This is a genomic window from Pelistega ratti (genome assembly GCF_009833965.1).
Lineage (GTDB): Bacteria > Pseudomonadota > Gammaproteobacteria > Burkholderiales > Burkholderiaceae_B > Taylorella > Taylorella ratti.
The window spans coordinates 889452-903530 of record NZ_CP047165.1 but is presented as its reverse complement, the minus strand read 5'-3'; the positions used below and the strand labels follow the sequence as shown (position 1 = coordinate 903530).

The 14079-nt window shown below is 36.7% G+C and carries 10 protein-coding genes; 8 read left to right on the top strand and 2 right to left on the bottom strand.

Annotation, left to right across the window (positions count from 1 at the left end):
* Positions 1-5 precede the first annotated feature (5 nt).
* On the bottom strand, positions 6-1037 hold the full coding sequence (locus F9B76_RS03900; protein ID WP_159990933.1) for a tetratricopeptide repeat protein: 1032 nt from the start codon (positions 1035-1037) through the stop codon (positions 6-8).
* 247 nt (positions 1038-1284) lie between these two features.
* Here F9B76_RS03900 and F9B76_RS03895 point away from each other — a divergent pair, with 247 nt between their 5' ends.
* From F9B76_RS03895 to F9B76_RS03870, 6 genes are all read left to right on the top strand, one after another.
* Positions 1285-3279 carry a BCCT family transporter gene (locus F9B76_RS03895; protein ID WP_159990932.1) on the top strand — a complete coding sequence of 665 codons (1995 nt, stop codon included), beginning with the start codon at positions 1285-1287 and terminating at the stop codon, positions 3277-3279.
* Between the two features lie 351 nt (positions 3280-3630).
* Positions 3631-5073: an aminoacyl-histidine dipeptidase gene (locus F9B76_RS03890; protein WP_201289348.1), complete on the top strand. Its 1443-nt coding sequence runs from the start codon at positions 3631-3633 to the stop codon at positions 5071-5073.
* A gap of 462 nt (positions 5074-5535) precedes the next feature.
* A complete protein-coding gene (cysG, locus tag F9B76_RS03885) occupies positions 5536-6975 on the top strand; it encodes a siroheme synthase CysG (RefSeq protein WP_159990931.1) in 1440 nt (479 codons plus the stop codon).
* Positions 6965-7717 (top strand): phosphoadenylyl-sulfate reductase, encoded by a 753-nt coding sequence (locus tag F9B76_RS03880; RefSeq protein WP_159990930.1) that lies wholly within the window; start codon positions 6965-6967, stop codon positions 7715-7717. Before cysG ends, F9B76_RS03880 begins: the two co-directional genes overlap by 11 nt.
* Positions 7718-7759: 42 nt before the next feature.
* Entirely contained in the window at positions 7760-8686 is a 927-nt protein-coding gene (gene cysD / locus F9B76_RS03875; RefSeq protein ID WP_159990929.1) for a sulfate adenylyltransferase subunit CysD, read from the top strand.
* A 68-nt stretch (positions 8687-8754) separates the two neighbouring features.
* Positions 8755-10053, top strand: a complete 1299-nt coding sequence (locus F9B76_RS03870; RefSeq protein ID WP_159990928.1) for a sulfate adenylyltransferase subunit 1 — start codon at positions 8755-8757, stop codon at positions 10051-10053.
* Between the two features lie 31 nt (positions 10054-10084).
* Here the strand turns inward: F9B76_RS03870 and F9B76_RS10515 are convergent, their stop codons facing one another.
* Positions 10085-10132 (bottom strand): hypothetical protein, encoded by a 48-nt coding sequence (locus F9B76_RS10515; protein ID WP_423805512.1) that lies wholly within the window; start codon positions 10130-10132, stop codon positions 10085-10087.
* On the opposite strand from F9B76_RS10515, the gene F9B76_RS03865 reads away from it, so the two are divergent.
* Both F9B76_RS03865 and cysI read left to right on the top strand, forming a co-directional pair.
* On the top strand, positions 10122-11912 hold the full coding sequence (locus tag F9B76_RS03865; protein WP_159990927.1) for an assimilatory sulfite reductase (NADPH) flavoprotein subunit: 1791 nt from the start codon (positions 10122-10124) through the stop codon (positions 11910-11912). The genes F9B76_RS10515 and F9B76_RS03865 overlap by 11 nt on opposite strands.
* Positions 11913-11971: 59 nt before the next feature.
* The gene (cysI, locus tag F9B76_RS03860; RefSeq protein ID WP_243140677.1) at positions 11972-13732 is read left to right on the top strand and encodes an assimilatory sulfite reductase (NADPH) hemoprotein subunit; all 1761 of its coding nucleotides are present in this window, start codon (positions 11972-11974) and stop codon (positions 13730-13732) included.
* The last annotated feature ends 347 nt before the right edge of the window (positions 13733-14079 follow it).

The window sequence follows — 14079 nt, the reverse complement described above, 5'->3', positions numbered from 1 at the left end:
TTGAATTAGTGAATAGTTGTCTTGGCATACATAAATTCTACATAAGCTTGGTAGTAGCTATTTTCGTTTCGTTCATCAAATAATTTGGCTAAACGTTTTGCATCAGAAAGTGCATCAGGATGATAAGGGGAAAGTGCGACTAAATACTGTAGATAGACATAAGGATATATACTACCTAGGCGGACTAAATCGTTATTATAGTGTTGTAATAATTCAGAAGCTTCTTCACTACGATTTAAGCGTGTGAGTAGCTGTGCCATATAAGGAATATGGAATAAGTAGGTATTTTCTTCGTCTTCTATTTGGGTGATTGCCTCATCAAGTAATGAGTTGGCTTGTTCATATTTCCCTAGGCGAATAAGACTATCTATAATAGGATAGTAGCTCGCTTGAGGAATATGCTCGCAAGATACTTTACCTTCAAGAATAGGCGTTGCCTCTTTTAGTGCTTGTTCAAAATCCCCTAAAAAGTGGTGATACTCGACTAAACTATGTTGTACGCAGGCTTGACAATCAGGTAGTTGTTCACAGGCTTGTTTAGTTTGCCATATATCAAAGAGTTCTCGTGTTGATTCTTCATCTCCCATTAAAATACACTGTAGCATAACAGAGCGATAGACAGAATCAGTAGAAAGCCCAGATAAGGTGTAAAAGGTAAACATTTGATCATTTCCCTTTTCGATTTCTTCGGGGCTTGCTTCAATATCAAATGCTATACCAGGAATAACGTCTCTAAATTTAAGTGCACATGACAAAGCACCATTGGTAATATCATCTTCTGTTAATGAATTATCCTGATGCTCTCCTATACGCATAGAATGGTAGTATTTGCTAAGCCAAGAGATACTATATAGTTGTAAACGATAGGAAAAATGCAATCCTACGATACCATGATACAAGATAAACTCCGCCACTTCTTGAGCAAATGAGTAGTCTTCATCTTGTAACGCTTTATTTAATAACTTAACAACAGCAGACTCGCGTTCTTGGTTATTTTCTAAATCTAAAATAGACTGTATAGATAAAGTTTGTTTCATTGTGTACTCTTTTTAACGTTATTTCTCATTCTACCATTGTTATAAAGATTTAGAAATTAAAGTTTATATTTACAAGCAGTGATGAATAAAGGGTTATTTTTCGAGCGTTATTTAACTGTTTTATTATAAGAGATTTACCCTTTTTATAAAAGGGTTTTTAGTGGTTATTATTCATTAAAAAATTCTTGTGTTACAATAAATTGTGTTTTTTACTGGAAGATAGATATATTATATTGAGATATAACAGATGAAGACGACATTTAATTTAAAAGTATTTATCCCGAGTTTTATCTTTATGGTGATTATCGGGACACTAGGAATGATAGTTCCTAAAAAAATGAAAACAACCTTAGATATTGCTCAGGCTTTTACCTTTAACCATTTTAGTTGGTTTTATATCTTAGCGGTATCTTTATTTTTAGCTTTTTTAATTGCATTAGTATGTAGCCGCCTAGGTGATATTCGCTTAGGAGCAGATGATGAAGATCCAGAATATCCTTTCTTCTCATGGCTAGCGATGCTATTTGCCGCAGGTATGGGTGTAGGATTAATGTATTTTGGTGTAGCAGAGCCTTTAATGCACTATGCATCACCGATTACCGAGGATAATATTGATAAAAATGCCATGCTTTATACCTTTTTCCATTGGGGAATTCATCCGTGGGCGATTTATGGCATTATGGCATTAGCCTTAGCCTTTTTTGGCTATCGTTATCGTTTACCTTTATCATTACGTTCAACATTCTATCCGCTATTTAAAGAAAAAATTAATGGTACAGTAGGTAATGTGATTGATGGTTTCGGACTATTGGCAACGGTTTTTGGTATTGTTACGACATTAGGGTTTAGTGCAATCCAATTAAATTCAGGTTTACACAGTCTTGGGATTGTTGATGAGGTTGGTTTTTATCCTCAAATGCTGATTATCATCGTGGTGACTTCTGTCGCAATTTTATCTGCTATATCAGGTGTGGGTAAAGGTGTTAGACGCTTGAGTGAATTAAACCTATTATTAGCATTATCCCTTTTATTATTTATTCTCTTTTATGGTCCTACGGTAAAACTACTCGGATCGTTTGTTGAAAATGTGGGTTATTACCTTAGTCATGTTACAGAGATGAGTTTTAAAACTTTCTCGTATGATACAGAACATCAGGCTTGGTTTACAGGGTGGACGGTATTGTACTGGACATGGTGGGCTTCTTGGGCTCCTTTTGTTGGCTTGTTTATTGCTCGTATTTCCAGAGGCCGTACAATCCGAGAATTTGTTATTGGTGTTTTAATTGCCCCTACGGTATTTAGTTTATTGTGGTTTACTATTTTTGGTAATTCAGGACTTTGGGTAAATGAGGTAAATAATGGTGCTTTATCTGCCTTTACGAGTACACCAGAAATTTTACTCTTTAAATTCTTAGGGCATTTTCCTTTCTACCAAGTTAGTAGTATTGTTGCTTTAATTATTTTATCGATGTTCTTTATTACCTCTGCTGACTCAGGTATTATTGTATTAAATAATATTGCTTCAGGGGGAAGTAGCCGACCTAGTCCACGCTGGCAAAGTATTCTGTGGGGGATATTACTGATTACCATGGCAATTGCTTTATTACGGACAGATGGCTTGGGTGCGGTACAAGCGGTTACATTAATTGTTGCCTTACCCTTTATGGTGATTATGGTTGGTATGTGTGTTAGTTTGATAAGAGGTTTACGTTCAGATGCCCGTTATTTTGATAAGAAATTAAATGCTGCGAGTGTTTTCTGGAGTGGTGATCGTTGGAAACAACATTTAAATCAAATTCTTCATCAAACACAAGCCAGTGATATGGATAATTTCTTTAAGAAAACTGTACGTCCTGCTTTTGAATCTTTACGTCAAGAATTAGTTAATAAGCATCAATTACAAGTGATTATTAATGAATTTACAGAGCCTGAAATGGCAATGGAATTAGTGATTGAAAAAGGACAGTGGCGTAATTTCTTATATGGGGTTAAAGTACAGTCCTCTAAAGTTCATGATGCACTAGCCGATGAAGATGCTTTACCAAAATTGGATAAAACCGAGGTGCATGAACCTTTTACCTATTTTGGTGATGGTCGTATTGGTTATGATGTACAGTACATGAATAAAGAAGAGTTAATAGCGGATATTCTTAAACAATATCAACGTTACCTTAACTTGATGCATACAGAAGAGCTTGCTTTAATGATGCAAGCACCGATTGATGGGGAAACATCAAACTAATAAGATAATGTATAAAAAGAGCGGGGTGGTAATAGCACCTCGCTTTTTTGTTATCTACTTATTTTCTATATATTTTTCTATGGGTTTACTTATCTATAGAGAATAGATAAGATTTTAGGTTAAATAGTAGCATTCTATTATGTTCTTAGTTACTTTCAGTCGTTTTACAATATTATCTAAGGCAAAATAGAGTAAAGATTGTTTTATATATAAATCTTAATCGTATGCGTTTACTTAATCTTATTGCAACAGTCTGTTAAAATAAGTTTTTACTTTTATCTTATAGACCTTACTTATTGATATAAGTATTATATAAATCACAAGATAGGGTTTAATTATATTTTAGGAATAATGATGTCAAAAGAAATTGTCGCTTTTACCCCCCAACCCGTATGGCAATGGTTTAGTGATATATGTGCAATCCCTCATCCCACCTTTCATGAGCAAGCACTACGGGATTTTATTATCAAGAAAGCAGAAGAAAAAGGTTTATCTGTTAAGCGTGATGAGATAGGTAATATTCTTATTCAAAAGAATGGTACAGCAGGTATGGAAAACCGTGCTCGTGTGGCTATTCAAGCTCATATTGATATGGTGGCACAAAAAACGGTAGAGAGTACACATCAATTTGAAACTGATCCTATTCAATTACGAATAGTGGATGGATGGCTTTTTGCGACAGATACTACATTAGGTGCAGATAATGGGATTGGTGCGGCGATGGCATTAGCTATTGTTTTTTCAGAAGATATTCCTCATCCGCCACTTGATATTATCCTAACCGTTGAAGAAGAAATCGGTATGGGAGGTGCAAGAGCTTTATCACCAGAATGGCTAACCGCGCCTTATTTGATTAACCTTGATTCAGAAGATGAAGGGGCATTATTTATTGGTTGTGCGGGTGGTCGAGATGCAACTTTTTCTTTACCCTTTATTACATCTATGACACAGGGCAATGCTTACCGTGTGCAAGTATCAGGGTTAAGAGGAGGACATTCAGGTATTGATATCCATACAGGACGAGCCAATGCTAATTTAGTATTAGCACGCGTATTGGATGTGTTATATCATCATCAGCCTTTCCAATTGGCAGATATTAAAGGTGGCACTTTGCGTAATGTGATTACACGAGAAGCGTATGCGGATATTATTTGCCAAGGCGAGTTACCTGATACCCTTATTCAGACCTTAGAAGCGACACTGAAAGCAGAATTAGGGGATATAGAACCACATCTACAACTGAGTGTGGTGAAAAATAATACCGTAACAGAAGCTTGCTCAGTAGCTGATACGGCTAAAATGATTCGATTAATTCGTACTATACCGAATGGTGTACTAAGAATGAGTACCGATTTTAAAGGTATTGTAGAAACTTCGATTAGTATGGGTGTTGTTGCCGTAGAAAATCAATCACTAACAATTCACTGCTTAATGCGTTCATTACTAGAAACACCTAAAGACGATATATCGCAACGTTTACAAGCTTTGGCAGATTTAGCAGGTGCAATGGTAGAGGTTAGTGATGATTATCCCGGATGGAAGCCAGACCCAAGCTCACCTTTATTGGCGAAATGCCAAACTCTATTTACCAATTTCTATGGCAAAGCACCTACGATTGAGGTGATTCATGCAGGTTTAGAGTGTGGTATTTTAAAAGGTCATGCTCCCAAAATGGATATGATTTCTTTTGGTCCAAATATCCGTTCAGCCCATTCACCTAATGAGTGTGTAGAAATTGCTTCTGTAGATAAGTGTTGGCAAGTTTTTTGTCAGTTGTTGAAAGAGGGGTTTTAAGGGGTATTATATTAATACACTACTAGTCCTTATTGGGTAATTGTCTCTGTGACTTAGGGCTAAGTGCTAACTTTTTATTTATCCCCTTATTGAAAGGTAGGGGGATAAATTTAGTTAGTTTGTATGTAGAGTGAATGAATATATAACTTGATTTTATATCTTCATAATCGGATAGTGTATATCCTTATTCATATTATAAGTTTTGAAATTAGTATAGTAGATAATTTATAAAAATACAGTATTATCAATAGCTTATAATATATTTCTATATAATTAAAAATTATAACTAATTAATAAAAAGTTCTTATTTCTGTAAATAATAAAAAATAATTTTTTATTATTTTCTTAAAAATTTATTTTCCTTTATAAAGATATCTCAAGCAAGCATTTTTGCAACAAATGTATATAACAAAGAAGTGAACGCTTTTTCTCTTCTCTATAACATTGAAATGAGGTAGGTTTATGGAGTATTTTCCAGTATTTGCTCAATTAACAGCTCGCCCTGTATTAGTGGTAGGAGGAGGAGATATTGCGGAGCGAAAAATCAAATTATTACTAAAAGCGGGGGCAGAGGTACGTGTTGTTGCACATACATTAACAGATACCTTGCATCAACTATATAGCCAACATCGTATTGAATGGATTGCTAAGGAGTTTACAGCCGATCATATTCGTACCGTTTTTTTAGTTATCGCAGCCACCAATGATGAAGTATTAAATCAACGAGTGTATCTATCGGCACAACAACAGTATAAATTAGTTAATGTGGTTGATGATCAAGCACGTTGTAGCTTTATTTTTCCCTCTATTATTGATCGTAACCCTATTCAGATTGCTATTTCAAGTGGTGGAAAAGCCCCTGTATTAGCCCGTTTATTGAGAGAAAAATTAGAAAGTTTATTACCGCAACATTTAGGTGCAATGGCGACGTTATCGGGTCAATGGCGAGCAAGGGTTAAACATAAATTAAAAACAATTACGGAACGCCGCCGCTTTTGGGAAAAACTATTTAATGGACGATTTGATCAGTTACTGAAAAATCATCAATATCAGCAAGCAGAGCAAGAATTAGAACAACAATTAGATCAAGATTATCAAGGTGGATTTGTCTCCTTAGTAGGAGCAGGTCCGGGTGATGCAGGTCTTTTAACCTTAAAAGGTTTACAAGAAATTCAACAAGCCGATGTTGTGTTATATGATGCCTTGGTTTCTGAGGAAATCTTAGATTTAGTTCGGCGAGATGCACAACTTGTATATGTTGGAAAACGGGCAAATGGTTCCTGTATTTCACAAGAAACAACAAATCAATTATTGGTGCAATATGCCCAACAAGGAAAACGTGTTGTTCGCTTAAAAGGAGGTGATCCTTTTGTCTTTGGTCGAGGTGGAGAAGAGTTAGAAGTATTGACTGAACAAGGTATTCCCTTTTCGGTTGTGCCGGGTATTACCGCTGGTATTGGTGCTACGGCTTATGCTGGCATTCCATTAACCCATAGAGATTATGCGCAGAGTGTTGTTTTTGTTACAGGGCATCGTAAGACAGGGGTGGAAGATAAGCATGAGTGGCAAAGTCTTGCGCGGAGTAAGCAAACACTGGTTATCTATATGGGTACATTAAAAGCCCCAGATATTGCAACGTGTTTACTGCGTTATGGTCGAGCAGCAGATACCCCTGTAGCAGTCATTGCACAAGGTACACAAGTTACACAAAAAACAGTAGTGGGTACATTAGCTGAATTACCCGCTTTAGTAAAAAATATGCCTACCCCAGCGTTAATTGTTGTAGGAGAGGTAGTCAAATTACACGATCATTTAGCGTGGTTTGGTGAACAAACTGTCCTGAATAATCTACCTACTGATGATGTAGTAAGTAACCCAAAAGAGGTGGCTTATGTCGGCTGAAGAATTATTACATTTTTATAAACCCAAACTTTGGGAAATTCCTCGACCTTCGACAGAAGTATATGAGGCATTACCTAGCAAAATAGCGGTATTAGCTGAGCGTTTAGAAAGTATTGTTCAAACACATAAAATGGTGAAATTAGCCAGTAGTTTGGCAGTAGAAGATATGTTAATAACCGATATGATTGCGCGTTATCGCTTAGTGATTTCAGTGTTTACCTTAAATACGGGTTTATTGCATAAAGAGACATTAGCGTTATGGGAAGTATTAATAAAGCATTACCCTGATTTAACGACACATATTTTTATGCCTGATATGGTAAGGACGAATGCTTTTGTAGAAGAATTTGGCAAAACCCCTTTTTATGAAAGTGTTGCTTTACGCCGTCAATGCTGTTTTTTACGAAAAATAGAACCTTTATCACATGCATTAAAAGATGCTGATGCTTGGATAACAGGGCAACGGCGAGAGCAGTCAATTACACGAGCTGAGTTGACATTTGTAGAGGAAGATAAGCAACATCAAATGGCTAAATATAATCCCATTTTTGATTGGTCAGAACAAGAGGTTTGGGCATATATTTTGACATATCAAGTACCGTATAACACGCTATATCAACAAGGTTATCCGAGTATTGGTTGTGATCCCTGTACACGCCCTGTTAAAGCAGGGGAAGATATAAGGGCTGGTCGTTGGTGGTGGGAAAACCAAGAGAGTAAAGAATGTGGATTACATAAATAATAATTTATTTTAAGGATAAACAAATTTTAGTAGGGTAAATAAATGGTAGAGAAATATCAAATTCAAAACGGACATTTAGATGGCTTAGAAGCAGAGTCTATTTATATTATTCGTGAACTTGTGGCGGAGTGTGAAAATCCTGCTTTGTTATTTTCAGGAGGGAAAGACTCTGTTGTCTTATTAGCCTTAGTGCGTAAGGCTTTTCAGCTAGGGAATAGACCTGTTCAGCTTCCTTTTCCACTAGTGCATATTGATACAGGGCATAATTACCCTGAAGTGATTCAATTTAGAGATGAACAAGTCGTACGATTTAATGCTCGCCTTATTGTAGGTAAGGTAGAGGATTCTATTGCGAGAGGAACAGTGGTACTACGTAAAGAAAATGAGAGCCGTAATGCGGCACAAGCCGTAACACTATTAGAAACTATTGCGGAGTATGGATTTGATGCCTTAATGGGTGGCGCAAGACGAGATGAAGAAAAAGCACGAGCCAAAGAGCGTATCTTTTCTTTCCGTGATGAGTTTGGACAATGGAATCCTAAAGAGCAACGTCCTGAATTATGGTCTTTATACAATACAAAATTGCATAAGGGTGAGAATATGCGTGTCTTTCCTATCTCTAACTGGACTGAATTGGATATTTGGCAATATATTGCAAGAGAAAATTTAGCCCTTCCGTCTATTTACTATGCCCATCAGCGGGAAGTGGTTCGCCGTAAAGGTTTACTCGTTCCTGTTACTCCACTGACACCTAAAGGGGTGGATGAAATATCAGAAGTCTTAGATGTTCGCTTCAGAACGGTAGGTGATATTAGTTGTACTTGTCCTGTTGTCAGTCGGGCAAGAACACCACAAGACATTATTGAAGAGACAGCTTTAGCCGATATTTCTGAACGTAGTGCAACACGTCTAGATGATCAGGCAAGTGAAGCAGCGATGGAAAAACGTAAAAAAGAAGGATATTTTTAATTTAAATTTGAAATAATTAATACAAATTATTTTGAATAAATAGTGAATAGATAGTGGAGTATAACAAGATGAGCATACAAAAAAGCCCTTTACGGTTTATTACAGCAGGTAGTGTAGATGATGGTAAAAGTACCTTAATTGGGCGACTACTTTATGATAGTAAGACCTTACTTGCTGACCAAATTCATGCCTTAAAACAAGGTAAATCAAAGTATAGTGAACAGGGTGAAATAGATTTCTCTTTATTAACCGATGGTTTAGAGGCAGAAAGAGAGCAGGGAATTACGATTGATGTTGCCTATCGTTATTTTTCAACCGCTAATCGTAAATTTATTATTGCCGATACACCGGGGCATGAGCAATATACACGAAATATGGTAACGGGTGCCTCTACCGCATCAGCAGCAATTATTTTAATTGATGCCTCACAATTTCATGATAGTCAAGCACCTATTACGTTATTAAATCAAACTAAACGACATTCTGCTATCTTACAGCATCTCAATTGTCCGCATATTATTGTGGCAGTTAATAAAATGGATTTGTTAGATTTTAAGCAAGAGACATTTTTAGCGATTCAAGATGCTTATCTTTCTTTAGCACATCAACTTGGTTTAAAGGATATTCATTTTGTGCCTATTTCTGCTTTATTAGGGGAGAATGTTGTTTATAAAAGTGAAAAAATGCCTTGGTATCAAGGAGAGTCTTTATTAGATATTCTAGAGAATCTACCAAGTGCTGAAGAATTACACCAACAAGATCACTATTTTTATTGCCCTGTTCAATTTGTGATTCGTCAGGATGCTGATACAAAAGATGATTTTAGGGGATACCAAGGCCGTATTGAAGCAGGAAGTATTGCTGTAGGACAGTCTATCCGAGTAGAACCCTCAGGATTAGAAGCAAAGGTAGTAGAACTTATCACACCAAGGGGTGAGGTACAGCAGGCTTTTGCTGGAGAGGTGATCACCTTACGTCTTGATCAAGATATTGATATTTCGAGAGGAGATGTGTTTGTCGATATACAAGCACCACTTCAAGCGGTTAAACAGATAAAAGCAACACTCTGTTGGTTTGATGAAAGAGCCTTAAATCCCGCTCGTAAATATTTACTAAAGCATGGCACGCAAACGCTTTTAGCAAAAGTCAGTTGCATTAATCAAGTATTAGATATCCAAACCTTATTAAATACACAAGATACACAGCAAGTAAAAATGAATGATATTGCAGACGTTAATCTTACTTTGCAAAAACCAATCGTGGCAACCCCTTATAGTGAAAACCTAGTTGCTGGTTCTTTTATTTTGATTGATGATGCTAGTTATCAAACTGTGGCAGCAGGTATGATTCAGTCTGCCAATGTATAGGTAATTGGGTGTACTGTCGTTATATACGGTTTTATGAGATAAATAATTTTAGTTTGTATATAAAGAAAATGAATGATATTCCAGTAAATAAAGAAATATGTCAGGCAATAGAACAGTTAAATCCATTACAACTCGCATGGATTTCCGGGTATTGCTGGGCAAAAGCACAAGGAGTAAACCCTGCGGTGGCGATAGGTGATTTGCAGAGCGTATCAACCTTAGCAACAACTGTATCACCTTTAAAAGTAACGGTGTTATCCCTTTCTCAAACAGGGAATGCGAAAGGTGTTGCTACTCGTCTAGCAGAGCGGTTACAACAAGAAAATATTGAGGTTAGCTGTATTTCAGCTAAAGACTATAAGGCTAAAAATATTGTTAATGAAGAACTCTTACTATTAGTAAGCTCGACACAGGGAGAGGGAGAACCGCCAGAAGAAGGGGTTGTATTGTATAAATTATTATATGGGAAAAAAGCTCCTTCATTAAGTACATTACGCTTTGCCGTTTTAGGGTTGGGCGATAGTTCGTATCCTAAATTCTGCCAAGCAGGTAAGGATTTTGATCAGCGATTGGGTGAATTAGGGGCAACACGACTCTTAGACTGTACAACGGCAGATTTAGACTATCAGGCAACAGCAGAAAAATGGATTGAGCAAATTAGTACGATTGTAAAACAGCAAGTGCAAGAACGTCAGAGTGCCAACGTAGTGTCTCAGACTAGGGAAAATACTACTACCGTATCTTCTGTTTACACTAAGCAAAATCCTTTTCCTGCAACAGTCTTAACACACCAAAAAATTACGGCTAGACAAGCGGAAAAAGATGTTCGCCATATTGAACTTGATTTAAGTGATTCAGGGTTACATTATCAAGCAGGTGATGCGCTAGGTGTTTGGTTTGATAATGATCCAGCTTTAGTGCAGGAAATACTCCGTTTAGTTTCCCTCCAAGGAGATGAAATAGTTGAAATAGAAAATAAATCCATTGATTTATATACAGCCTTAACTTCTTATTTGGAAATCAGCCAAAATACATCGGCATTTGTGCAGTCATATGCTGTTTTAGCAAACCATCAAGCATTAAGGGATTTATTACAATCTCCAGAGACCTTAAATGAGTATATTGCGAATACCCCATTAGTTGGGGTGATAAAAGCCTATCCTAGTCATTTAACCGCCGTACAATTAGTTGATTTATTACGTCCTTTAACCCCACGACTTTATTCCATTTCCTCTTCACCAGCAGAGGTGGGGGAAGAAGTCCATATTACCGTAGGAGTAGTACGTTTTGATCACCAAGGAACCGCCTATACAGGTGCTGCATCAGGCTTTTTAGCGGATCGAATACAAGAGGATAGTACGGTCAGGGTCTTTATTGAGCCTAATGATCACTTCCGCCTACCAGAAGATACCAGTAAACCTATTATTATGATTGGTTCAGGTACGGGTATTGCACCATTTCGTGCTTTTTTACAGCAACGTGCGGCAAATGAGGCAAGTGGTAAAAACTGGTTAATTTTTGGTAATCAACGCTTTACGCAAGATTTTCTTTATCAATTAGAGTGGCAACAATTGGCTAAAGAGGGGTATTTGCATAAGTATGATTTTGCATGGTCTCGTGACCAAGAAGAAAAAATCTATGTGCAAGATAAAATCCGTGCGGCGGCTAAAGAGGTCTGGCAATGGCTACAAGAAGGGGCTTATATCTATGTCTGTGGTGATGCAAGCCGAATGGCAAGAGATGTGGAAAAAGCCTTATTAACGGTGATTGAACAAGAAGGTCAATTAAGCACAGAAGAGGCGGAAGAGTATTTAATGGAGTTACGTGAAGATAAACGCTATCAGCGAGATGTGTATTAATTTTTAGAAAATATCGCTTGTTTTGATGGTAAGGATAAGTAGGGTTATTCATACACCTTATGATGAAAATAAGTGATGAAAGAAAGGAAGTCGAAATGAAATTAGAGTGGCAAGATAAACCATTATCAGATAATGAACGTTTAAAACGTGAGAGTAAGTTTTTAAGAGGAACGATTGTAGAGGATTTAGAAAATCCTTTAACAGGTGGTTTTACGGGAGATAATTTCCAATTAATCCGCTTTCATGGTATGTATGAGCAAGATGATCGTGATATTCGAGCAGAACGATTAGAAGAAAAACTAGAACCGTTAAAGTTTATGCTATTACGATGCCGTTTACCCGGTGGGATTATTAAACCAGCACAATGGATTGAGATTGATAAATTTGCTCGTGAACATACTTATTATCAATCTATTCGCTTAACTAATCGTCAAACGTTCCAATATCACGGTGTCCCCAAGGGAAAACTACAGTCTATGCACCGCTTATTACATCGTATTGGTTTAGACTCTATTGCAACCGCCTCTGATATGAACCGTAATGTACTTTGTACTTCTAACCCGATTGAGAGCGAATTACACCAACAGGCGTATGAATTTGCTAAGAAAATCTCTGAACATTTATTACCCCGTTCTCGTGGCTATTTAGATGTTTGGATTGATGGTAAAAAAGTAGAAAGTTCCGATGATATATTGCAGGAATCAGAGCCTATTTTGGGTGAAACCTATCTTCCTCGTAAGTTTAAAACGGCTGTTGCTATTCCTCCATTAAATGATGTGGATATCTATGGTAATGATATGAACTTTATCGCTATTCAAGATGATAATGGACAGTTATGTGGGTTTAATGTACTAGTGGGTGGTGGTTTATCGTTTGAGCATGGCAATACTAAAACTTATCCTGATGTGTCTAAAGAACTTGGTTTTGTCACATTGGATAAAACCTTAGCGGCAGCTGAAGCAATTGTAACGACTCAACGGGATTTTGGTAATCGTCATGACCGTAAAAATGCACGTACCCGTTATACTCTTCAAAATATGACTTTAGACGGTTTTCGCCAAGAAGTTGAAAAACGGATGGGCTGTGCATTTGAACCCATTAGACCCTTTGAGTTTACTGAAAGAGGGGATCGTATTGGTTGGGTAAAAGGAATTGATAATAAATGGCATTTAACCTTGTTTATTGAAAGTGGTCGCTTAACAGATAAAGAAGATAAGCCTCTTTTAACAGGTATGCTAGAAATTGCCAAGGTACATAAAGGTGATTTTCGGATTACAGCAAATCAAAATATGATTGTGGCTAATGTGGCAGAAGAGGATAAGGAACATATTGAGCAATTAGCCAGAAAATATCGTTTAATCCGTAATGATGTGAGTAAGCAAAGAGAAAATGCAATGTCTTGTGTGGCTTTACCGACTTGTCCTTTGGCAATGGCAGAGTCAGAACGTATCTTGCCTGATTTTATTACAGAGATGGATAAAATATTGGCTAAGTATGGTATCCCTGATGATTATATTATTACGCGTATTACAGGGTGTCCAAATGGGTGTGGACGATCAATGTTGGCAGAGATTGGTTTAGTCGGTAAGGCGGTGGGTCGCTATAATCTGCATATTGGGGGGGATCGTGCAGGTGTGCGGATTCCTCGTTTGTATAAAGAGAATATTACAATTCCTGAGATTTTAGCGGAATTAGATATGTTAATTGGACGTTGGGTTAGTGAACGAAATGAAGAGGAGGCATTTGGTGATTTTGTGATTCGTCAGAAAATTGTTCGACCTGTCTTTAATGCAGCGGTTGATTTTTGGGATAATCAATAAGTGATAAAATGAACCTTGATAATAAGACTCCACCTTAGGGGTGGGATAAAGTAGTTAAAAATACTGAGAAAACTTAGGGACAATCTAGTATGGTCCCTATTTTTCTTTAAAAGAAAGGATATTTGATGTTAAGGAAGATTATCATTATTGATGCTATATTAATAGCTATATTCTTCTTGGTTAATTATCTATCGATAATATTGAGAATTGATTATATATTATCAATTTATTTTATTTTTGTTATATTTGGGAAAGTAGGGATAGTTTTCCCTTTTGCTATATCTTCACTTATCGTTATTCCTCTTATTAAGCAATGTAAATTATTTTATGGTGTTTTAAATCTACTG